Raw genomic sequence first — 23,894 nt, forward strand, 5'->3', positions numbered from 1 at the left:
GTTCGTCAGATCCACGCGTACTGGCGGTGGTGGTCGCGCACACCGGTCAGGGCGAGGAGCTTGGGGCGGTCCACGGCCCGGCGCAGCAGGGCGTCGTAGCGGCCGGGGTCGATGTCGCGGTGCGGGACGGGTCGCAGACAGTCGGTGTTCTCCGCGAGCAGCGCGGTGTACTCGGCGAAGTCGAGGTCGGCTCGGGCCCGGAGCCGGGGTCCGATGCGTGCCTCGGCGACGGCGGCGGCCGACTCGGGGCCGACGACGCCGCTGAAGAACTCCGAGGAGCAGCCGGAACCGTAGGAGAACAGCCCGATGCGGGCGGGGCCGTCGAGCCCGGTGTGGTCGAGGGCGCTGGCCAGTGCCAGGTAGAGCGAGCCGGAGAAGAGGTTGCCGGTCTGGCCGGGGTGGACCAGGGAGGGCGCGACCCGGCGTTCGAAGTCCTCCGCCACGGCGGCGGCGGGGCTGCGGTACAGCTCGCGCAGCAGCCTGCGGTGTGCGGCCCGGACCATGCCGGAGAACGGGGTGTGCAGGGCGAGCAGGTCGAAGGTGGTCGCGAAGTCGGCGCCCTCCACGCGGGAGCGGTAGTCGGCGAAGCTGCGCGAGAAGCATTCCAGGTAGGCCATGAGCGACCGGTCGGCGTCCGCGATGTCGAGGTCGGGGCCCGGCCGGGCGGAGTCCAGGGTCTCGAAGGCGTGCACGCCGAACGCGCCCGGATCGGCGGTGAGAACGCGGGGCCGGCCGCCGACGAGCAGCGCCACGGCTCCGGTGCCGGTGACCGGCTCGGCGTACTGGGCGCGCTCGTCGGCGAGGGACATGTCGGTGGCGACGATGAGCACCTTCGCGCCGGGCGAGACTCCGGCGGCCAGGTAGCCGACGGCTAGTTGCAGTGCGCCGGTGGCCGCGTAGCAGGCCTGCTTCATCTCCAGCATGCGGCAGGTGGACGGCAGGCCGAGGTGTTCGTGGACGTAGGAGGCGATGGACTTGCTGTAGTCGATGCCGGACTCGCTGGTGGTGACGAGGAGTTCGATCCGGTCGCGGTCGGCCGGCGGCATCCGTTCCAGCAGGGGACGTGCGGCGTTGACGGCGTGGGTGACGGGGTCCTCGAAGGGCAGCGCCACCGACCGCCGGTCGGAGGCGACGTTGTCGAAGCGGCGCGGGTCGAGGCCCCGTCCGTCGAACACCGCGCGGGCGCTGACGGCCGCGCTGCCCGCGTACACGTCCAGGGCCTCGATGCCGTACCCGGTCATCGCTCCTCCCCCAGTTCGGACAGGAATGCGGCCAGGGCGGCGGTCACCCCGTCCGGGTCGGTGACGGTCGGGAAGTGCCCGGCCAGCGGCAGTTCGTGGTAGCGGGCGTCGGGGATGGCGCCGTGCATGAGGTGCGAGGTCTTGCGCGGTACGACGGCGTCGACACCGCCGGCCACGACGAGGGTGGGTAGGGCGATGTCGCCGAGCCGCCCCAGGAGGTCGGGCTGCTGGGCGAAGACGTCCAGGTAGCGCAGTCCGATGTGCGGGGCCATGCTCTCGCAGCGCAGCAGCCGCTCGGTGTACTCGGCGCGGTGCCGTGCCACGTCCTCGGCCCCGGCGGCGACGATCCGGTCCAGGTCCTCGGCGACAAGGTCCGCCAGGCGGTTCACCTCGCCCACGCGGTTGGCGTAGCGGTACGAGCTGCACACCAGCGCCAGCGACGCGGCGCGGCCGGGATGGGCGAGGACGAAGCTCTGCGCGAGGAGACCGCCGAAGGAGGTGCCCACCACGTGCACCGGGCCCCGCACGCCGAGCCGGTCCAGGACCTCGGCGTACAGGTCGGCGATGCCGGGCAGCGAGATGTCGTCCGCCGTGGTGGTGGCGCCCACGCCGGGGTGGTGGACGACGAGTGTCCGGTGGCGGTCCGACAGGCCGGCCACCTGGTCGGCGAAGACACCGCCGCCGATGTTGAACGGCGGCAGCATGAGTACGGCCGGGCCGCTGCCGCAGTCGAACACCTCCACCGTGCCGTCGGCCATCGGCAGCAGGTGCCGGCGCACCCCGGGGACCCGCTCCCTGAGCACGTCGTGGTTGGCGGACGCGGTGGTGGCGGACGCGGGGCCTTCCTCCAGGGCCTCGCGGATGTCGGTGGGCAGGGCGTCGGTGGGGTGGTAGCAGCGCAGCGCGGCGGGCCCGGGGGTGCCGGTGACCTCCGTGAGGTCCGGCAGCGGTGCCGGGGAGGCGACGAGCGCGGCGATCCGGTCGGCGGCCCGTTCCAGGGTCGCGCGGTCCATGCCCAGCGGTACGGCGAGCCGGATCAGGTGCCGTTCCGGGGGTGCGGAGCCGTCGGCGAGGCGGGCGCCGGGGCCGAGATGGGGGCCGCCGCGTACGCCGGTGGCCGCGTAGATCGCGGCCAGGTGGGAGGCGACGGGGTGACGCAGCGTGCTGCCGGCGGCGGCCTTGTCGACGTCGAGCAGCACGCAGTGCGCGGAGGGGCCGGGTACCAGGGGCACCCCGCCCAGCTCCAGGCGTTGGCGGAACGCGGCCACGTTCGCCACCCGCTCGGTCACCAGCCGCGTCGTGGAGTCCTGGTCCAGCAGGGCGGCGGACAGCAGCCGGCGCGCGGACAGGCCCGGTTCCCGGCCTCGTTCCAGCATCCGCTCGGTGATCCGCTCGGCCAGGCGTTCGTCGCCGGTGGCGATCAGTCCGCCGCCGTCGACCCCGAAGTCCTTCGAGAGACTGAACGTCACCGTCTGGGCGAGGCCCAGCATCTCGCGGACCACCTCCCACGGGTCCCGGGCCGGCCGGTCCGGGCCGGCACCGGAGACCAGCAGCGCGTTGTCCAGCAGCCGGGTGGCGTCCACCACCAACGGCACGCCGTGGGCCCGCGTCCGCTCCGCGACGCCGCGCAGGTTCTCCAGGGAGAGCGGGGCGCCTCCGTGGGCGTTGGTGGCCATCTCCACGAGGACGAAGGACACGTGCCCGGCGTACCGGTCCAGCGCGTCCTCCAGTGCCGTGAGCCGGAGGTCCGCCGCGAAGGGGCCCTCGCCCACGACGGGCAGCGCGATGGACGGGTCGAAGCCGTGTTCCGCCAGTGCGCCGAGCCAGGTCGGGAAGGCCGAGGCGTGCAGGACCCGACCGCGCGGCCCCGGCCAGGCCCTGCAGACCCGCTCCTCGGCCGCACGGCCGGACGCCGCGAAGAACCGGTGGGCGAACGGCAGCCAGGGCACGGCCGGCGGCTCCTCCCCGGTGACCCCGGCGGCGTCGGCCAGTTCGCCCAGCGCCCGTGTCCTGTCGCGCTGCCAGGGATCGGCACGGTCCGCCCAGGAGTCGGTGATCAGGTCCAGTTCGACGGCCAGGTGCGGCAGCCGGACGGGATTGTGGCCGTGCGCGGACAGCCGGGCCTCGCGGGGCGCCCGGTCGGGACCGGGTTCCCGCGGTGCGGGGGCGGCGGCCACGGGTGCCGCCGGGTCCGCGATCATCAGGATGACGTCGCTGACCTCGCTGGCCCCGTCGCCCTCGGGCTGCACCAGGTACAGGGTCCGGTTCTCGGGACGGAACTTGTTCTTGAACTGGTAGTTGCCGCCGCCGAAGATGCCGGCGTCGCGGAGCTCCGCCAGGGCGCGTACGGCGGCCTCGGAGGCGTTGGGCGAGGTGCCGGGCTCGCCGCCGAAACTGGCGCCGAAGCTGAAGACCTCACAGCCCTCCTCGCGCAGTCGCTCCAGGATCCGCACGAGAGCGAACTCCAGCCCGCCGAGCGGCATGTCGCCGGGGTAGAACTCGACGTCGAGGAGGTAGCCGTTCTCGGACGGGATCCGGGTGACGACGACGGCGTTCACCAGGGCGTCGTCCAGATACGTCAGGAACAGCCGGTGACGCTCGTCGAGCCTGCCGCCGGCCAGTTCCTCGCGCACCCGGCGCACATAGGGGTTGACCATCTGCTTGGTCGCCGCCCAGCCGTCCACGAGTGCGGCCAGCTCCGCGTCCACGGCCGGGTCGTCGCCGCTGCGGTACTCGACCGTACGGCAGGCCCCGGCCTTCTCGAACCGCTTCACCATGTACCGCAGCCGGCTCATCCGGCCGCCGGACAGCTTGAAGGAACCGAGGTCCTCGATGCGCTGGAGCGCCCCGAAGGGGGTCGCGGTGACGGGATCCCCGCCCACCTCCGCCAGGGGGACCAGGGACAGCAGGTTGGGGCGCAGGCCGGTGCGGCGGGCGTGGTCGAAGTACTCGGCGGCCAGCTCGGCGAAGTGGTCCTCGGGTCCGGTGTAGTTCCACACGAGCAGGGTCCGGTCCCGCTTGGACAGGGCGAACAGGCCGCGGCGTTCGGCGCCGACGAAGAGGTGCGGGGCGATGTCACGGCCGCCGAGCCCGCTCTCCTTGCCGTACTGCCGCTCCAACTCCGCCACGGCTGGGCCGAGTTCGGGGTCGGCGGCAGCCTCGGTACGGGTGAGCGTCCTGGCCCCGGTGGCTGGGCCGGGAGCGGGTGCCGGAGTCTCCTGCCGGCCCGGTGGCCGGACCCGGGCGACGGCCTGCTCGCCGTGTGTCTCGCACAGGGAGTCGGTGAGGCGGTCGAGGGTGGGCCGCTCGAAGAGCAGGGCCTTGGGCAGGGCGCCGAGGCCGCTCTCCAGGGCGCTGACACCGCGGAGCATGTCGAAGGAGGTGAAGCCGTTCTCCTCGAAGGTGACCGTCGGATCGATGGGTCGGCCGAGGGCCCGTTCCAGCACCTGGCGCAGGGCGTCGCGGGCGTCGTCACGGCCGTCCGGTGCGGGCGGCGGGATCTCGCGTATTGCCGGTCGGGCCGTGCCGGTGCCGATGGCCGTCAGCACGTGGTCCGCGAGTGCGGCGATGGTGTCGTGCTCGTACAGGTCGGCGCCCTGGAGGTCGAGGCCGTGCCTGTCGTTGAGGGCACGGGCCACGTCCATGCGGAAGATGGAGTCCAGGCCGAGGTCGGCGAAGGGCGTGTCGTGGGCGAGGTCGGCGGCGGACAGGCCGAGGACGTCGGCGACCAGGTCGCGTACGGTGGCGCGGATCTCCGTCACGCCGGGCCGTGGGTCACCCGTCGGGGGTGCCGCGGGGGGCGTGGTGTCCGCTTCTGCCGGGTGCTCGACGCGGGTCTGTGGCGTGGGCCGGAGGGGAGCGGCTTCTTCCGCGGCGACTTCCGCGGGGGCGGCCTCCTCGGGGGCGGGGGCGGGTGCGGTCGGTGCGGTCGCGCCGAGGGGCTGGAGCCGTACCCGGGGGCGTGTGGCGGGTGCGGGCTCCGCGGCGTGCTGCGGATGTGTGGTCGTGGCTGCGTCTTCGGGGTGCGGCATGAGGGACTCCGTCCTCGCCGGCCGGGGTGCGGTCGGGGCGCTGAACCAGTGGCGGCGCGGCTGGAACTCGGCCCTCGGCAACGCGCGGGGGCGTGCGGCGGGCCGGGGTGCGTCGTCGGGGGGCGTCCAGGCCTCCAGGACGACGTGGGCGTTGGTGCCGCCGAAGCCGAACGAGCTGATCCCCGCCCGCCGGCAGGGGCGGCCGTGCTCGTCCTTGGCACCTTCCCACGGGGTGGTCGTGGTGCCGATGCGGAACGGCGTGCCGTCCAGTCGGAGGTAGGGGTTCGCCTCCCGCAGGTGCAGATGGGCGGGGAGGGTGCCGTGCCGCAGGGCGAGCAGCACCTTGAGCAGCCCGGCGATCCCGGCCGCCGCCTCCAGGTGGCCGATGTTGGTCTTCACCGAGCCGAGCGTGATGTGCGGCTCGGCGGGCACGGGTTCGCCGGAGTCGCCGTACAGGCGGGTGAAGGCGTCCTTGAGGCCCTCGGCCTCGATCGGGTCGCCGAGCCGGGTGCCGGTGCCGTGGGTCTCGATGTAGGTGACGGTGGCCGGGGAGACTCCGGCGGCACGGTGTGCGCGGACCACGACGTCGGCCTGGGCACGCGGGTTGGGGGCGGTCAGCGAGGGCGACCGCCCGCAGTGGTTGACGGCGCTGCCCCGGACGACGGCGAGGACACGGTCGCCGTCGGCCTCGGCCCGCTCCAGCGGCTTCAGCAGCACGGCGCCGACCCCTTCGCCGCGGACGTATCCGTCGGCGTCCTTGTCGAAGGTGCGGCAGCGTCCGGCGGGACTCAGCATGCCGGACCGGTCGAACACCCGGAACAGCCCCGGGCTCAGCGCCAGGCTGACGCCGCCCGCGATCGCCTCGTCGCACTCGCCGCCGGCCACGGCACCGACCGCGCGGTGCAGGGCGACCAGGGAGCTGGAGCAGGCGGTGTCGACGGTCTCGCTGGGTCCGCGCAGGTCGAGCAGGTGGGACACGCGGTTGGCGACCAGGGAGCGGGCGACTCCGGTGGCCATGTGGGCTTCGGGGTCCACGCCGGACCGGGCGATCAGCTCGCCGTAGTCCGAGGTGGCCATGCCCACGAAGACGCCGGTCGAGGTGCCCGCGCGGTCCTCCGGCCGGTGTCCGGCGTCCTCGAAGGTGCGCCAGACCGTCTCCAGGAACAGCCGGTGCTGGGGGTCCATCAGCCGGGCCTCGGCCGGGGAGATCCGGAAGAACGCGGCGTCGAAGTCGGCCACGTTCTCGAGGAACCCGCCGCGCAGGCCCGCCGTGGTGGCGTCCGCCAGCAGGTCGGCGCGGTCCGCGGGCACGGGCCCGACCAGGTCGTCCCCGGCGCTCAGATGGCGCCAGAAGGCGTCCAGGTCCGGCGAACCCGGAAGCCGCCCCGCCATACCGATCACGGCCACGTCCCGGCGACGGCTCGCGGGAGCCGACGCCGAGGACCGCGCCGGGGCGGCGGGCTCCGGGTCCCGGACCACCGCCGCCGGCCGGGGTGCCGCGGGCGCCGCCGGGGCCGCCGCCGGGGCCGGTGCCGGTTCCACGGCGCTCACCTCCGCCGGATGCTCGCGGCTGAGGTGGGCGGCCACGTCGTCCAGCGTGGGGTGTTCGAACAGTACGGTCGGCAGCAGTTCCAGGCCGTAGTGGTCGTTGACGCGGACGATCAGCTCGCTCAGCGAGATCGAGTCGAAGCCGAGGTCCATCAGTTCGGCGGCGGTGTCGACCTCGTCAGGGTCGACCAGCAGGAACTCCGCCGTGAAGGCGCGCAGTCGGCGCCTCACCGCCTCGTTCGGGGCATCGGTGCCCGGGTGCCGGGCGCCGTTCGTGGTGTTCGTACGTACCTCCCTCTCGTACCCGGCGGAGGACTCCACCGCGGTGGTCGTGTGCGTGGCCGGGGACGGGGGCCGCTCCACGGGCGTCCGCTCCACCCGCGTCCGCTCCACGGGCATGCGCTCCACGGGCAGCCATCGCGTCCCGGTGCCGGTCAGGGCGGCGCGGAAGGCGGCGAGGCCGGTGCCGGTGCGCAGCGGTGCCATCGACCAGAGCTGGGCGAAGAGCCTGCGGGTGGCGTCGTCGACGTCCATGCCGCCGTCCTCCCACAGCGGCCACCCGATCGCCACGGTCCGCCCCGAGCGCTCGCCGCGTGTACGCAGCCGCTCCCTGCCCTCGGCGAAGTCCAGCTGGAAGGCGTTGGCGTAGGCGTAGTCGGTCTGTCCCAGGTTGCCGGTCTCCCCCACCAGGGAGGCGCACAGGACGTAGAAGTCGAGGTCCTCGTCGCGGGTGGCGTGGTCCAGCAGCACCGTGCCGGCCACCTTGGGACCGAGCACCTCGGCCGACTCGGCGGCGGTCTTGACCACGGCGCGGGCGTCGCGGTGCACTCCGGCCGCGTGCACGATGCCGTCCAGCGTGCCGTAGCGGCTGCGGATGTCGGCGATCAGGCCGGCGACGTCCGTCGCGCTGGAGAGGTCGGTCCGCCGGTACCAGACGGTGCTGCCGCCGCGCCACAGCTCGGCCGTGCGCCGCTCGATGTCGTCGTCGAGCGGCGAGCGTCCGGCGAGCACGAGGTTGACGGGGGCGGTGTCGGCGAGGAGCCCGCCGAGGATCCGGCCGAGGGCGCCCGCGCCGCCGGTGACGAGGTAGGCGCCGCCGGCCCGGACCGGCAGCGGCGCGTCCGTGGTCCCGGGCGGCACGGGCCGCTCGGTGAGGCGGCGCAGGTGCCGCCGCCCGTCGCGGTCGTGGACGACTTCGGTGACACCGTCGCCGCGGTGCTCCAGCTCGTCGGCGACGGCTTCGGCGAACCGGGCGGCCGTGGCGGTGTCGGCCGCCGCGTCCGCGTACGTCTCGAAGCCGAGGACCACCGCGGTGCAGCCGCTGTGCTCCAGCGCGAGCGACTTGAGCAGGGCGCCGGTCGCGGAGAACTGCGGTTGCCGCGCGGCCGGCCCGTGTGCGACGGCCGTACGCAGCCGCACCCGGCGGTCGCGGGCGAGCAGGGCCGCCGCCGTCCACAGGAGCAGGTGGGGTCCGCGGTCGAGGTCGTCGGCGACGGTGCCGGGACCGGGTGGTCCGGCCTCCGGCGGGCAGGCCAGGACGAGCGTGTCGGGCAGCAGGTCGCGTTCGGCCAGGTCGTGCACGAACCGGCGCAGGGCGTCGGGGGTGGCCGGCACGGCGTCGTCCGCTCCCGGCACGCCCGCGCTCACCGCGAGGCAGTGGGCGCCCCTGCGGGCGAACTCCTCGGCCAGGGCACGGCGCACGGAGGAGTCCGGCCCGAGCAGCAGGACCCGACGGGGCGGATCGACCGGCACGGACGCGGCCGGAGGGCACGGCTCCAGGGCGGGAACGAGGCGGTGCAGGGCGCCGGACGCGTCTTCCCGGGACGGGGGTCGCGGCGTCCCGGCCGCTTCCTGAACCGGCTCCCGCGTGGTGGTGCCTCCCATGGTCGGGTCCGCCACGCCCGTGTCGAGCCAGTGCCTGGTCCGCTCGAAGGGGTACGTGGGATACGGCACCCGCCGTACCGCGCTCCCCTCCCACAGCACGGTCCAGTCGACGTCGTCACCGCTGACCCAGCGTCCGGCGAGCCGCGCGAGGGCAGGCGCCGGATCGGTGCCACGGGCGTCGCGCAGCAGGGCGGAGTCGGGCCCGTGGCGCCTGTCGCCCCGGCCGGGGGCGGCCCTGCCGACGACGAGGCCGGGGATCTCGGCACGGCCGGTGTCGGCGAAGGAGCGCAGCAGGAGGGCGAGCCGGTCGGTGTCGGCGCAGACGACCGCCAGCCGTTCCGGGAAGTGACGCCGGCCGGTCTGGCTGGTCCGGGCGAGCGCGGCGAGGGCGGTCCCGGTGCCGTCCGGACCCGCGAGGTGGTCGGCCACGGCGCGGGCGTGGACCCGGAGGCGTTCGGCGGAGCGCGCCGACAGCAGGAAGAGCTGCGGTCCGGTGGACTCGGCAGCGGTCGTGTCCGGCTGGCGGTACTCCTCCAGGATCAGATGGGTGTTGGCTCCGCCCGCGCCGAAGGAACTGACGCCGGCCCGGCGGGGAGAACCGTCGGGCGACGCGGGCCAGTCGGTGAGCGTCGTGACCGGTTCCAGGCCCGCGGTGGCGAAATCGATCCTGGGGTTGGGGGTGTCGAGGTTGACGCAGGGCGCAAGGCGGCGGTGGCGCAGCTGGAGCAGCAGCTTGGTCAGTCCGGCGATGCCCGCCGCGCCCTCGAGGTGTCCGATGTTGGACTTGACCGAGCCGACCGCGCAGGGGGTCGGGCGGGGGGCCTGGCCGAACGCCTTGCCGAGTGCCGCGATCTCGATCGGGTCGCCGAGGGAGGTGCCGGTGCCGTGGCACTCGACGTACGACACGGTTTCGGGCGGCACGCCGGTGCGTTCCAGGACACGGCGGACGAGGGCGGCCTGTGCGTTGGGGTTGGGGACGGTGTAGCCGCCGGTCCTGCCGCCGGCGTTCATGGCGCCGCCCTTGATCACCGCCCAGATCCGGTCGCCGTCGGCGACGGCGCGGTCGAGCGGTTTGAGCAGGACGGCGCCGACGCCCTCGCCGGGCACGAACCCGTCGGCGTCGGCGTCGAAGACCTTGCACCTGCCGTCGGCGGACAGCATGTTGAGGGCGCTCAGCGACACATGGTGGGCGGGGTGCAGGACGAGGCTCACCCCGCCCGCCACCGCGGTACTGCACTCGCCGCGCCGCAGGCTCTCGCAGGCCAGGTGGACGGCGGTGAGCGAGGACGAGCAGGCACTGTCGACGGAGAGGCTGGGGCCCTGGAAGTCGAAGAAGTACGACACCCGGTTGGCGACCGACCAGTGTGCCGAGTGCGCGCCGGACAGGCGGCCTTCGGGCCAGCCGGTGGCCGCGAGCTGTCCGTAGGTGCCGTACATGACCCCGACGAAGACACCGGTGTCCGGGTCGTGGGTGTCCGGACCGAGGTGACCGTTCTCCTCCAGCAGGTTCCAGGCGGTCTCCAGGAACAGCCGTTCCTGCGGATCGATGTGCGCCGCGTCACGGCCCAGGATGCCGAAGAACGCGGGGTCGAACCGGTCGATGCCGTCCAGGAAGGCGCCCCATCGGCTGTAGCTGCGCTGGGGCGTGCCGCGCCGGGCGTCGAACGTCGGCCGCCAGTCCCAGCGTTCGCCGGGCACCTCGCTGAACGAAGACGTGCCGGAGGCGATGTTGCGCCAGAACGTGTCCAGGTCGGGTGCACCCGGGTAGCGCCCGCTGACCCCGATCACGGCGATGTCCCCGGACGCGGCCGGGGCCGGCATGGGGCGCGGCTCCGGGGCCGGCGTCCCGGCGACCGCCGGCGTCCGCGGGTGCGCACTTGAGCGAGCGAGCAACTCGGCGACGCCTGCGGGGTGTTCCTCGGCGAAGTAGCCGGCCAGCTGCGCGATCGTCAGCCTCTCGAAGAGCAGCGTCGCGGGGAGTTCCCCGAAATCCTCCTCGAAGCGGCTGACGATGCGCAGGCTGACCAGCGAGTCGACCCCGTAGTTGTCGAAGGTGACCTCGTCGGCCAGCGCGCCGGGGTCGAACTTCAGCACCTCGGCGAAGACGTCACGCACATACGCGCGGACCCGGGCACCGTCGGGTGCGGCCTCGCGGGCGACGGACTCGGGAGCCGTCCGGGCCACGAACACACACTGGTCCAGGCGCTCGACGGGGGTGTCCGGCACGCCCAGGGTCCTGACCGGCCCGAATCCGCTCGCCGTCAGCGCCCGGTGCCACTGGTCCGGCCCCAGCAGAGGCGTGTGCGGGAGCCGGCGCCCGGCGTCCCGGAACGCCCACCAGCCGGGCGTCAGTCCGAAGGTGAGGGTGAGGAAGTCGGAGGCCCGTGTGACCTCGTTGACCAGCAGGGTGCCGCCGGGGGCCACCAGTTCGCGCACATGGGCCAGGGTCCGCTCGATGTCGGCCGTGGCGTGCAGCACGTTGGTGGCGAGGACCAGGTCGTAGCCGTGCGGGGTGAAGTCCTGCGTGGCGGGCGGGCGTTCGATGTCGAGGAGCCGGAAGGACAGGTGGGGCCTGCCGGGTCCGAACTCCCGCTCGCCGTGCGCGAGGAAGGCGGAGGAGACGTCCGTGTAGGTGTACGACACGGACGGGGCGCCGCCCGTGTCGCGCAGGACCTCGTCGAGGGCGTCGAGGACGAACGCCGTCCCGGCGCCGGTGCCCGCGCCGATCTCCAGGATCCGCAACGGGCGCATGGCGTCGCCCGGCCGGTGGCATCTCAGGGCGGCCAGGGTCTCGGCCGCCATGAGCCGGTGGTGGTGGTCGGACAACGGCTGGCCCCGGTAGACGGATTCGACCAGGTCCACGGACCCGTCCGGGAAGAGCACGTCCGTGGGCGGCCGGGAGCCGTCGAGCACCTCGGGCAGGGCTTCGACGCAGCGCCGCAGCAGGGTGACGTGCGGGCGCATGGCGGGATGACGGGCGATCACCTCCTGCGGGGAGGGACCTCCGGGTCCGGAGCGCCGCAGCAGGTCCACCACGGCCCGGAGCAGCCGCTCACCGGCTCCGCCCTCCGGGTGCCGGCCGCTCCACCGCGCCAGGACGGTGTCGGGATCGCCGTCCGCTCCGGGCAGCCGGGCGCGCAGCAGGCTCGCCGCGACCCGCTCCAGTTCGGCGAACCCTGCGCGGGCCCGCGCCAGGGCGTCCGTGGTGGCGTCGGGTTCGGCGCCGAGGAGGGCGAGTCCCCGCGGGGCGGCCTTCACGACGACCGCCTGGGCGGGACCCGCCCCGAGGGCGCGGGTGAGCGCGTCGATGCCCTCGGCGGGCTCCAGTGAGCCGATGCCCAGTTCGGCGAACCGCTCGACGCGGCGCTGCTGCGCGACCACGCCGACGCTTCCCCAGAAACCCCAGTTGATCACCGAGGCGGGGAAGGAGCGCTCGCGCAGGTACCCGGCGAAGGCGTCCTCGAAGGTGCTGGCCGCGGCGTAGTTGGCCTGTCCCGGTGCCTCGGTGAATGAGATGGCCGAGGAGAAGCAGACCAGGAAGCCGGGCGGCTCGTCGTCGAGCGCGGCGGCCAGCGCCGTCAGGCCGCTCGTCTTCGGCGCCAGCACCTCCAGGAAGGTGTCCTCGTCCATGGCGGCCAGCGTGCGGTCGCGCAGCACCAGCGCACTGTGGAAGACACCGTCGACCCGGCCCGTCCGCTGCCGCGCCTCGGCGACGATCCGCCGGGCGTCGGCCGGATCGGCCACGTCGCCGCGCACGTACGCGGCGTGCCCGCCCAGCGCGTCGAGTTCGGCGAGCAGCGCCCGCACGGAGTCGTCCTGCGGACGACGGCCGACCAGCACCAGCCGCGCACGGTGGTTCCGGGCCAGGTGGCGGGCGAGCGCGGTGCCGATGCCGCCCGTACCGCCGATCACGACGTACGCGCCGTCGTCGCGGAGCGCGCTCCCCGGCCCGGCGGGGTGCGGGACCGGCAGCGGGGCCAGAGCGCGCACCAGCCGACGGGTGCCCCGCAGGACGACGAGGGGTTCCGTGCAGGGTTCGGCCAGCAGGAGGCCCGCCGACTCCTCCGGTGCGGACCGCTCCGGGGGGAGGTCGACGCAGCCCGCGCGCCACTTGGGGTACTCGGCGGCGGCCGACCGCGTCAGCCCGATCAGACCGGCGCTGTGCGGCTGGACGGGTCCGCGCTCATCGTCGGCGACGGCACCGGACAGTGCCACCTTCACGGTGAGCCGCCGGCTGCCGGCTCCGCGCCCGAGCAGCGTCTTCAGCAGCCGGAACAGGCCGAGGGTCGCCGGGTCGGGCCCCTGTACGGGCACCGGCTCGGCGGGGTCGTGCAGGGCGAGCCAGTAGACCGTGTCCGGCACGCCGTCGGGCACGGCGAAGGACGCGGTGCCGTCGGCGGCCGGGAGGGCGACGGTGGTCGCCGCACGCCCCGCGTCCGCGAGGGCTGCGGCGAGTGGCCGGGCGGCGGGCGTGTGGAACACCCAGGCCGTCCCCGCGTCGGGCGGTGTCGCCCGGTCCGGCGGGCCGGCCTCCCTGAGCCGCGGCACGAGGACCAGGGTCTCGGGTCGTCCGGCCACCGGTTCCCGCTCGTCCTCCGCCGCCGGCAGCGGTCGCAGCGCCGCTCCCAGGAAGGACGCGCAGACCCGGCCCCCGGAATCGGTCACCCGTACCGTGAACGTGGCGCCGTCCCGTACCGCGTGCGCGTGGCCGTGTGCGGGCAGCGGGGCCCGCACCTCCAGGGCCCGCAGCGCGAAGGGAACGAGAGGTCCGCCGCCGGTGTCGCGGACGAGCACGCTCAGGGTCTGGAGGGCCGCGTCCAGGACGGCCGGGTCGAGCGGCCAGGACGCCTCCTCCCCCACGGGCGTGTCCGGGGCCCGCAGCACGCCGAGCGCCTCGTCGGTACCCGCCCAGACGCCCTCCAGCGCCTGGTAGGCGGGCCCGTACGCGAGGCCTCCGGCGGCGAAGGCGGCGTAGAGGTCTTCGCCCGGGTGCCAGGAGGGGCAGCGTCCGCGCACCGCCTCGACGGAAAGCGGGCGCTCCGGGGCGTCCTCGCCGGTGAGCGGCTCCACGCGGCCCCGGACGCACGGCACCCGTTCGCCGTCGGCGGCCGTCAGCTCGAAGGCCACTCCGCCCGCCGGGTCCTCCTTCGTCGTGACCCGGACGTCAGGTGCGGCGCCCGCCACCACCGGGCGCAGCCACTGCACCCGGGAGACGCGGACGGCCCCGGTGATCCCGTGCCGGGCGGCGGCGCGTACGGCGAGCGAGAGGCCGGCGACCCCGGGCAGCACGGGCCGCCCGGCGAGCCGGTGGTCGGCCACGACTCGGTCGCGCGGGTCGAGGGCCTGGGTCAGCGTGCCGGGGGCGTCCTGGCAGCGGCGGGGTGCGCCGGTGTCCGGCCGGGCGCCGGGCAGCCAGTGCCGGTCGCGGGCGAAGGGGTAGGTGGGCAGCGGCACCCGGCGCGCGGCGCCGCGGGGGTGCAGGGCCGCCCAGTCGACGGACCCGCCGTGCGCGTACGTCTCGGCGAGGGTGCGCAGACCGGGCTCGGCGGTCAGCGGCGCGTACACGTACGGCATCTCGCCACCCGCGGCGGCGGCGCGGAGCGCGCGGACGAGTTCGGCCCGGTCCCGGACGACCAGCGCGGCACGCAGCGGGAAGTGGGTGCGGCCGGTGGCGAGGGTGAGTGCGATGTCGGCGAGGGCGGGCGCGTCCTCGCTCTCCAGGGCGTCGGCGAGCCCGGTGAGGGCCCGGTCCAGGGCGTTCCGGTCGCGTGCCGAGACCGGGATCAGCCGGTCCCGGCGGGTCTCGGTGGCCTCGGCGGGCGCGGGCGGCCGGGGCGGCGCCTCGGCGATGACGGCGTGCACGTTGGTGCCGCTGAAGCCGAAGCTGCTGAGCGTGGCGGTCCGGGTGCCGCGGGGGCCGGGGTGCCAGTCGGCGGCGCCGGTGAGCACGCGGAAGGGGCCCCGGGACAGGTCGATCTCCGGGTTCGCCTCGCTGAAGTGCGGGGTCGGGGGGATCCGCCGGTGCCGCAGCGCCAGCAGCACCTTCAGCAGGCCAGCGATGCCGGCGGCCATGGTGGTGTGCCCGATGTTGGCCTTCACCGAGCCGAGCACGGTCGGCCCGGCGGGAGCGGCACGGTCGGTGCCGTCGGTGCCGTCGGTGCCGTCGGAGCCGTCGGTGCGGAACGCGTCCTGAAGTGCCTTCACCTCGATCGGGTCGCCGAGCGGGGTGCCGGTGCCGTGGGCCTCGACGTATCCGATGTCCGCGGCGGTGACACCGGCCGCGCGGTGGACGCGGCGCAGGAGTTCGGTCTGGGCGGCGGCGCTGGGCGCGGTCATGCCGTTGGTCCGGCCGTCGCCGTTCACGCCGGTGGCCTTGATGACGCCGTGGATGTGGTCGCCGTCGGCCATCGCCCGTGCCAGCGGCTTCAGTACGACCACGCCGACGCCCTCGCCGAGCACGATGCCGTCGGCCCGCGCGTCGAAGGGTGCGCTGGTGCCGGAGGGGGACAGCATTCCGGCGTTGCTGCAGCGGATGTGCAGACGCGGGGTGAACATCAGGGCGACGCCGCCCGCGAGGGCGGTACGGCACTCGCCGCGACGCAGGCTCTCGCATGCCAGGTGGACGGCGGTGAGGGAGGAGGAGCACGCGGTGTCGACGGCGAGGGTGGGGCCGGTCAGGTCGAGGAAGTAGGAGATGCGGGAAGCGAGCACGGACGGCGAGGAGCCGAGGAAGGCGTGCCCGGTGTCGGCCTGTCCGGCCGCCGCGAGGAGGTCCGCGTAGTCCCCCGCGCCGCAGCCGACGAACACCCCGCAGTCCCGGGTGCCGCGTTCGGTCGGCCGGTCGGTCCCGCCGGCGCCGTGCCCGGCGTCCTCCAGCGCCCTCCATGCCTCCTGGAGGAAGAGGCGCTGCTGCGGGTCCATGGCCTCCGCCTCCAGCGGCGAGAGCCGGAAGAACGCGGGGTCGAACTCGTCCGCTCCGTCCACCAGCGCCGCCCACTTGCTGTCGGTGCGGTCGGTGACGGACCGGTCCGGGTCGTACCAGCGGTCCACGCACCAGCGTTCCGGGGGCACTTCGGCGATCTCGCTGCGCCCGGCCTCCAGGTTCTTCCAGAAGGTGCCGAGGTCGTCGGCGCCGGGGAAACGGCCGGACATGCCGATCACCGCGATGTCGGCGGCGGCGACGTCCGGTCCGTCCGGTGGAGCGGCCGGTTCGGGTTCGGGGTCGGGGCTCCGCTCCTCCTCGCCGGGTACGGCCTTGGCCCCGGCCGGGGAACGGCGGGGCACCGGGCGCAGGGTCACCGTGCCGGCGGGGGTGGTGGACGTGGCCGGTACGGCGGTGCCGGGGGCCGGGGGCACCGGCCGGGGCGCCGGGGTGGCCGGCGGGGTGGGTTCCGGCGCGGGGGCGGGGCCGGGGGCGGTGCCTCCGGCGTCGGTGCCGGCGCCGGTGCCGCGGCTGTCGTCCTCGGCCCGCGCCGCCGGTTCGACGGCCGCGCGGTGTTCGACGGCCGCGCGGTGGAGGGCCGCCGTCCGGTGGCGGGCGCTCAGGAGAGCCGCGGTCATGGCCGGCACGGTCGGGTGGTCGTAGACCGCGACGGCCTCCAGACCGGCGCCGTGCCGTTCGTTGAGGTGGCGGACGACCTCGACGGCGCCGATCGAGTCCAGCCCCATCTCGGCGAAGGTACGCTCGTCGTCGATCTCCTCCGGCCGCAGGTAGAGGACCTGCACCAGGGACGCGACGACGTCCGCACGCACCTCGGCGTCGGAGGGCCCGGCGGCGGTCTCCGGTGCGGGCTCCGGTGCGGCCTCCTCCGCCGGGGCCACGGAGGGCTCGGGCCGGAGCGCGGGGCCGGGAGTCCTCGCCGTGGTGTTCCCCGGCCCGCCGAAGGCCTCCACGCGGGCGAAGTGGTCCCTGACGCGGTCGCGGGCGCCGGTGCCGAGCACCTCCTCGTGCATCCGGACCTCGCGTCCGACCACCTCGTCCAGCCGGGCCAGCACCCGGCCGGCCAGTTCCCGCTTGAGACGGCGTACGGCTCCCTCCGGCCGCGCGGCGAGCGCGCGGGCACGGTCCAGGGCCGCCGACAGCACCTCACCGCGCGGCAGGACCGTCACCATGGCACCGTGGCGGTGCAGTTCGGCGCCGGTCAGGGGCCTGCCCGTGAGCATCATCTCGTCCGCGAGGGCCGAGCCGAACCGGCGTTCCAGGACGTAGGTGGCCCCCATGCCGGGGGTGAAGCCGTACGCGACGAAGTTGGCGCTGTAGACGCTCTCTTCGGCCAACAGCACCACGTCGGCGTACAGCCCGAAGGCCAGGCCGCCGCCGGAGGCGTGCCCGTCGATCGCGGCGACCACGGGGCGGTCGCAGCGCAGCAACCCCTCGTACACGAAGGCCTGGTCGGTGAAGCGTCCCTCGCCGTCGGCGAGTGTCTCCAGGGCCTCGGCGGTGCCGCCCATGCTGAACACGCCGTCGGAGCCCGTGATGACGACCGCTTTGACGTCCGGGCGCACGGCGACCGCCTCGAAGGCGGCGCGCAGGTCGCCGAGCAACCGCTCGGTGAACATGGGCGAGTTCATCCTGATCAGGCCGATCCCTCCGTCCAGGACGACGAGTTCGGCACCGTCGTCGCGAGAGGAAGCGGTAAGGGCCGGGGAGTCGTCGGTGACGGTGGCCGGGGAGGGGTCCGGGACGGTGGCCGGGGAGCCGTCCGGGGTGCGCTCCGCCGGGGCCGGGACGGGCGCCGTGACGGGGCCCCGCGCGGGCGTCACCTCCCGGTCCGTGGCCGGCCGCCCTGTCCATCCGCCCGGCCAGCAGCTCTCCTCCCGGAACGGGTAGCCGGGCAGGGGCACCCGGCGGCAAGGCGCACCCGCCTCGGGCCCGTCGGCGTCGTAGGCGTCGTCGGTCTCGCCCGCGACCCAGCGGCGGGCCCGGTCCTCCAGGGTGCCGGCGGTGGTCGCCGACGCGCGCGCGGGTGTACGGGCATCGGCCGACGCGGTCCCCCGGTAGGTGCGGGGTCCCGGTTCGGCGCCCTTGACCAGACCCTCCAGGGCCGCGCGCAGCTCCGGCAGCCCGTCGGCGACGACCGCGAACCGGACCGGCATCGCGGTGCGGCCCACCCGGAGCGTGTGGGCGAGGTCGTCGAGCCTCGGCAGGCCGTGCTCGCCCGTGCGGGCCGCCAGGGTCAGTCCGGCCCAGGTCTCGGCGGCCTCGTCCAGGGTGGTGCCGGGGTGCACCGCCGCCGCGAACTCCTCCGCCGGGACGCCCTGTTCGGTCTCCGTGTGCGCGGCCAGGTCGTGGGCCAGGGCCAGTCGGCCCGCGGGGTCGAGGCCGAGGTCCTCGAAGGTCTCGCCACCGCCCAGGGACGCCTCGGGCACCGCGAGGCGCCGGGCGACCAGGGACCGGATCGGAGCCGGCTCCCCGGCGACGGCGTCCCGGTGCCCTTCCGCGTCCGGCGTGAGGAGGGTGAGCAGGGCGGCCGCCCGCTCCCTGAGGGCCTCCTCGTCCTTGGCGGACAGCACGAACAGCCGGGGGCCTCGTGGCGCGGGCCGGGCCGGGACCGGCGGGGGCTCCTCCAGTACGACGTGGGCGTTGGAGCCGCCGGCGCCGAAGGCGCTGATTCCGGCGAGCCTCCGGCCGCCGGACGGGCGCGGCCAGGGCGCGGCGGCGCGCTGCACCGCCAGCCGGCCGTCACCGAAGTCGAGGTGCGGGTTGAGCGTGTCGGCGTGCAGCGAGGGCGCCAGGCGGCCGTGCCGGAACTGGAGCAGCACCTTGGTGAGTCCGGCGATGCCGGCCGCGCTCTCCAGATGGCCGATGTTGGTCTTCACCGACCCGATGGCCACGTGCTTTGGCCCGGCCGAGAAGGTGGCCAGGGCGGTGCGCAGGCCGTCCAGTTCGATGGGGTCGCCGAGCGAGGTGCCGGTGCCGTGGGCCTCGACGTAGCCGAGGTCGCGCACGTCGGCGCCGGACTCACGGACCGCGTCGGCGACGAGCGCGGCCTGCGCGGTCGGACTGGGCACGGTGAACCCGCTGGTGCGGCCGCTGTGGTTGACGCGGGCCGAGCGGATGACGCCGTGGACGTGGTCGCCGTCGGCCAGCGCCCGGTCCAGCGGCTTGAGCAGGACCGCTCCGACCCCTTCCCCGGGTACGTAGCCGGTACCGCCCTCGCCGAAGGCGCGGCACCTGCCGTCCCGGGACAGCCAGCGTCCGCGGGCGAGTTGCAGGTACTTCTGCGGATGCGGCATGAGGTTGACACCCCCGGCGAGGGCGCAGGTGCTCTCGCCGCGGCGCAGGCTCTCCACCGCGAGTTGCAGCGCCGTCAGCGACGAGGAGCAGGCGGTGTCGACGGCGATGCTGGGGCCCCGGAAGTCGAAGGTGTAGGAGACGCGGTTGGCGACGGAGGAGTGCAGGGCCACCGGGGCGGCCTCGTCGTCGGGGTCCGGCACGAACTGGAAGTGGTTCCACATGACGCCGGCGAAGACGCCGACCTGCTCGGCGGTGAGGGATTCCGGCGGGTGGCCCGCGTCCTCCAGTGTCTGCCAGGCGATGGTCAGGAACAGCCGTTCCTGCGGGTCCATGCGCTCGGCCTCGCGCCGGGAGATGCCGAAGAACAGCGGGTCGAAGCGGTCCATACCGGCCAGGAAGCCGCCCCAACGGCCGTAGGTGCGTCCGGGCCGGCCGGGCTCGGGGTCGAAGAGGGCGTCGTGGTCCCAGCGGTCGGGCGGTACTTCGGTGACGCAGTCCCGGCCGGCCGCCAGGTTGGCCCAGAAGGCGTCCAGGTCGGCGGCCTGGGGATAGCGCCCGGCGACTCCGATGATCGCCACGGGCGCGGGTACCGGGCGGGCGCCGCGCCCGCGGGCCGAGGCGTTCGCGGGCGCGTGCGCGGCCACGGGGGCCGACGGCACCGTGTCCGCCCGGTCCGGCGCGGGGGCGAACAGCCCGGTCGTGAGCGGTCCGGCCGCGTTCCCGTCGGTGTGTACGGCGACCAGCCGGGCCGGGGTGTCCGGCCCGGCCAGGCAGCGGTCCAGCAGGCCGAGCGCGGCCCCGGTGGGCAGCGGCAGCATCCCGGACTCGGCGGAGCGCGCGAGTGCGGCGGCGTCGGCGCGCATGCCGCCCTCGGCCCAGTAGGGCCAGGCGAGGGACAGGGTGCGTCCGGTACGCGCGGGGTCGGCCGCCCGGTGGCCGGCGAAGGCGTCGAGGAAGGCGTTGGCGTAGCCGTAGGCGCACTGGCCGGTGTTGGGCACGACCGCGGACAGCGAGGAGAACAGGACGAACAGGGCCGGGTCGCTGTCGGCGGTGGCCCGGTCGAGGTGGAGGGTGCCGGCCAGTTTCGGGGCGAGCACGGCGTGCGTCTCGGCCGGGTCCCGGCGGAAGTGCAGGGCGTCGTCGGTGCGGCCGGCGCAGTGCAGGACCGCGTCGATACGGCCGTACAGCTCGCGGCACCGGGCGGCGACGGCCTCGGCGTCCTCGGGGCGGGAGACGTCCGCCCGCAGGTAGTGCGCCTCGCCGCCCCGTGCGGCGCAGCGGTCGAGCAGGGCGGTGATCGTGGCGTCGGGCGGCCGGGTCGCGCACAGCACCAGACGGGCACCGTGCGTGCCGGCCAGGTGTTCGGCCAGGAGCGAGCCGACCCCGCCCGCTCCGCCGGTGACCAGGCAGACGGCTCCCCGGGGCAGGGCGGGCGCGTCCGGTCCGTCGAGCGTGTGCGGGGTGAGGCGGCGCACGTGGCGCTCGCCGTGCCGGTGCATGCTCTCGCTGTCCTCGCCGTCGTCGGCCGCCTCCGTCAGCAGGACGTCCGCGAGTTCCCCCGCATCCGGCGCGCCGACGACACAGGTGCTGCGGCAGCGCAGGGCCGGGTTCTCCGCGGTGATGCCCCGGGCCAGGGCACCGATCGCGCCATGCTGCGGGGCCGCGTCCTCGTGGTCGGCGCTGTACAGGAAGCGGAGTTCGCGGGGGGTGTCGGCGGGGCGGGCGGCGAGCGCGCCGGCGAGCGCCCAGACGACGTCGTAGGCGTCGGTGGTGTCGGCGGCGGGGCCTGGCGCGGGTGCGGGGCAGACGGCCAGGACGGAGGGGACGGCGCCCTCGGCGGCCAGTTCGTCCAGCAGCCGGCCGAAGTCGGCGCGGCTGCCGGTGGGCAGGCGCCAGGTGTCGGTCCCGGTGCGCTCGTAGGCGGTGGCGGGCAGCACGTGCACCATGCGCCGGCCGGAGGCGGCGCGGTCGCGCAAGGCGGAGGGCAACGCGGGGTCGGCGGTCACGACGAGCAGGTCGCCGGAGGGCTGCGGGGCGGGGGTGGCGGTCTTCGGGACCCAGCCGGGCCGGTGGAGGCCGAGGCGCGGAGCGGACGCCGGGGGTGTCGCGGGCGGACCCGGCGGCTGCACGGGGGCGGTGTCCGCCGCCGCGCCGGGTGCCGCGGCGGCCCGGTCCTCGGCCGGCAGCGTGACGGTGTGCCGCTGGGCCAGGTGCCGGGCGACGGAGGCGACGTCCGGGTGCTCGAAGAGCAACGTCGGGTAGAGGCGCCCGTCGACGGCCTTCTCCAGTTCGGTGCTCAGGGTGAGCAGCGTCACCGAGTCCAGGCCGAGTTCGTAGAAGCCCCGGTGGGGGTCCACGGCGTCCGGGGCCCGGCCCAGCAGGCCGCCGATCAGGGCGCGCAGGTGCGCGGCGAGCCGCTGCTCCGGATCGCCGCCGGCCGCGGTGGCGGCGGGCCTGGGCCGCTGCTCCAGCGGTGCCGACGGGATGTCCAGCAGGCGGGTGATGAGTCCGGCGTGCCGCACCCGCTTGCAGCTCAGCTTGGTGAACTCGGCGACGAAGCGGCCCTGTTCGTCGTAGACCAGGCAGTCGTTGTGCATCACGTCGCCGGACGGGGCGACGGTCTCGGCCGTCGGCACGTGGACCCAGCAGGGTCCGGTCACCGCGCGCGGGGCGCGGAACCTCGCGATGTGGACCGGGATGAAGGGGTCGGGGCCGGGCGGCGGGCGGTGGCCGAAGGTGACCAGGGTGGCGGCGTCGAGCTTCGCCGGGTGGAGATGGAAGGCGTTCTCCTGGTCCCGGGAGGCGGGGTCCAGTTCGAGGCGGGCCAGCAGACCGCCCGTGTCGAGGAGGTGGAGTTCACCGAAGCCCTTCATGGGCGGCCCGTGCTCGATGTCCTCGGCCCGTGCCTGCCGGTACAGCTCGGCCATGTCCCGGCTGTGCCGGGCGCGGGTGAGCAGGGCGCGCGGGTCGATCGGCGGGGGCGGGGGTTCGTCGGTGAACTCCAGGCGGGCCGAGAAGTGCGGGCGCCAGGTCATGCCGTCGGACTCCGCCGTCGCCGGGTCCGTGCCGGGTGCCACGGCCGCGCCGGCCGCCTTCACGGGGCGGGCGCCGGTGGCGTCCGGGGCGCCGATCGTGACGCGTACGGCGAGGTCGCGTCCCACGGCGGTGGCCATGGGCTCGGCGAAGAGCACGTCCCGCAGTGTCGCCCGCTCGGTGTCCAGGTCCTGGGCGCGCAGGATCCGGTACACGATGTCGAGGAAGGTCGCGCCCGGCATCACCGACACCTGGTGGATGCGGTGGTTCTGCATGATGAAGTCGTCGTGAGGCAGTGAGAGGTGACACTCGATCGGGTCGTTCACGGCGTGGCTTCCCCCTCGTGTCCGAGCCGGCGGACGGCGTCCTCGCGCAGCCGGGTCCGGTCCGTCTTCCCATGGGCGTTCAGTGGTGCCTCGGGCAGCCACCACAGGTGTCGGGGCAGCATGTAGGGCGGCAGCCGGTCGGCGAGCCGTTCGGCCAGGTGCGTGGTGTCGGGTTCGGCGTCGCCGAGCAGGTAGCCGACGAGCCGGGTGCCGCCGGGCGCAGAGAGCGCGAACACGACGGCGTCGGTGCCGGACGCGTCGCGCAGGGCCGCCTCCACCTCGCCGACCTCCACCCGGTAGCCGTTGACCTTCACCTGGGCGTCCGTGCGGCCGAGGTGGACGAAGCCGTGCGGGGTGGCGCGCACCTGGTCCCCGGTGCGGTACCAGCGCCGGCCGCCGTGCTCCAGGAACCGGCCCGCGTTCTGGGCGGGTTCGAGGTAGCCGCGGAACATCTGGGGTCCGGTCATGACGAGTTCGCCGGTGCCGTCGGCGGGCGAGCCGTCCGGGCCGAGGAGCATCGCCTCCATCCCGGTGTTCGCGACGCCGATCGGTACAGTGGCGCCGTACCCCGGGTCGGACAGGTCCTGGCCGGGATGCCAGCGGAACGCGGTGCAGGCGATGGTCAGTTCGGTGGGGCCGTAGATGTTGTCGAGGACGCCGTCGGGCGCGGCGCGCTGCCAGTAGCGTGCGGTGTCCACGTGCAGGGGCTCACCGGCGAACACGGACTGGCGCAGGCCGGCGAGGCTCCCGGGGGCGAGCCGGTCGGCACGCTGCAGGCCGCGGGCGAGGCTGGGGGTGCTGTGCCAGACGGTCAGTCCGTACCGGCGCACCCAGCGGGCCGGGTCCAGGGCCTGGAGCCGGGACAGGACGCACACGCACGCCCCACCGGCCCAGGCCGGGAAGATGTCGCACATGGCCAGGTCGAAGGTGGTCTCGTGGACCTGGCTGAACCGGTCCTCGGGCCGCACGCCGTAGCGGGAGAGCGAGGCGGCGAGGAACGCCGAGACGTTCCCGTGGCTGACGGGCACGCCCTTCGGGGTGCCGGTGGAGCCGGAGGTGAAGAGGATGTAGGCGAGGTCGTCGGGCGTCCCCGCGGGTGGCCGCCGGCCGGGCCCGGCGCCGGGCTCGGACAGTTCCTCCGCCGTCAGGACGCGGGCACCGCCGACGGCACTGGGCAGCTTCGCGGGCAGGGCGGTGCGGTGCGTACCCGGGGCCAGGGCGACGTGGACGGGTGCGGACTCCACGAGGCGGGCCGTCTGCGCCGCCGCGTCCGGGGCGGCGATCACGGCACCGCAGCCCGCGGCCCGCAGTACGGCGGCGTTGCGGGCCACCGGGTTCTCCGGGTTCAGCGGTACGGCGGGGGCGCCGGCGTGGAGAGCGGCGAGCAGGCCGATGTACGCCTCGGGGGTCTTGGCGGCGAGCACGGCCACCGGTGCGCCCGGCTCGGCGGCCGCGACGACCGCGGCGGCCCAGGTGCGGGCGAGCGCGTCGACCTCGGTGTAGGTCCAGTGGCGGTCGAGGATGCGCAGGGCGGGGCCGTCGGGGTTGCGGGCGAGGCCGTCGGCGAACCAGTCCTGGAGCATCCTGGCGGCAC

At 75.3% G+C, this 23,894-nt stretch carries 3 protein-coding genes; all 3 read right to left on the reverse strand.

Features of this window, described 5'->3' with window-relative positions; all coding sequences use genetic code 11:
* Positions 1–5 precede the first annotated feature (5 nt).
* The 3 genes from ACZ6IM_RS27705 to ACZ6IM_RS27715 are packed head-to-tail and all read right to left on the reverse strand — an operon-like array spanning position 6 to position 23,883.
* A complete protein-coding gene (locus ACZ6IM_RS27705; protein ID WP_052841989.1) occupies positions 6–1,241 on the reverse strand; it encodes a hydroxymethylglutaryl-CoA synthase family protein in 1,236 nt (411 codons plus the stop codon).
* Complete coding sequence (locus ACZ6IM_RS27710) at positions 1,238–22,300, reverse strand: SDR family NAD(P)-dependent oxidoreductase (RefSeq protein ID WP_469559975.1); 21,063 nt, start codon at positions 22,298–22,300, stop codon at positions 1,238–1,240. The genes ACZ6IM_RS27705 and ACZ6IM_RS27710 overlap by 4 nt, the downstream gene beginning before the upstream one ends.
* Positions 22,297–23,883, reverse strand: a complete 1,587-nt coding sequence (locus tag ACZ6IM_RS27715; protein ID WP_469559978.1) for an amino acid adenylation domain-containing protein — start codon at positions 23,881–23,883, stop codon at positions 22,297–22,299. Before ACZ6IM_RS27715 ends, ACZ6IM_RS27710 begins: the two co-directional genes overlap by 4 nt.
* Positions 23,884–23,894 lie beyond the last annotated feature (11 nt).

This window comes from Streptomyces sp. NPDC042336, assembly GCF_055581985.1.

Excerpts from the sequence above, each read along its gene's own strand:
- ACZ6IM_RS27715 (WP_469559978.1), bottom strand. The coding sequence starts at position 23,883 with ATGCTCCAGGACTGGTTCGCCGACGGCCTCGCCCGCAACCCCGACGGC.
- ACZ6IM_RS27705 (WP_052841989.1), bottom strand. The coding sequence starts at position 1,241 with ATGACCGGGTACGGCATCGAGGCCCTGGACGTGTACGCGGGCAGCGCG.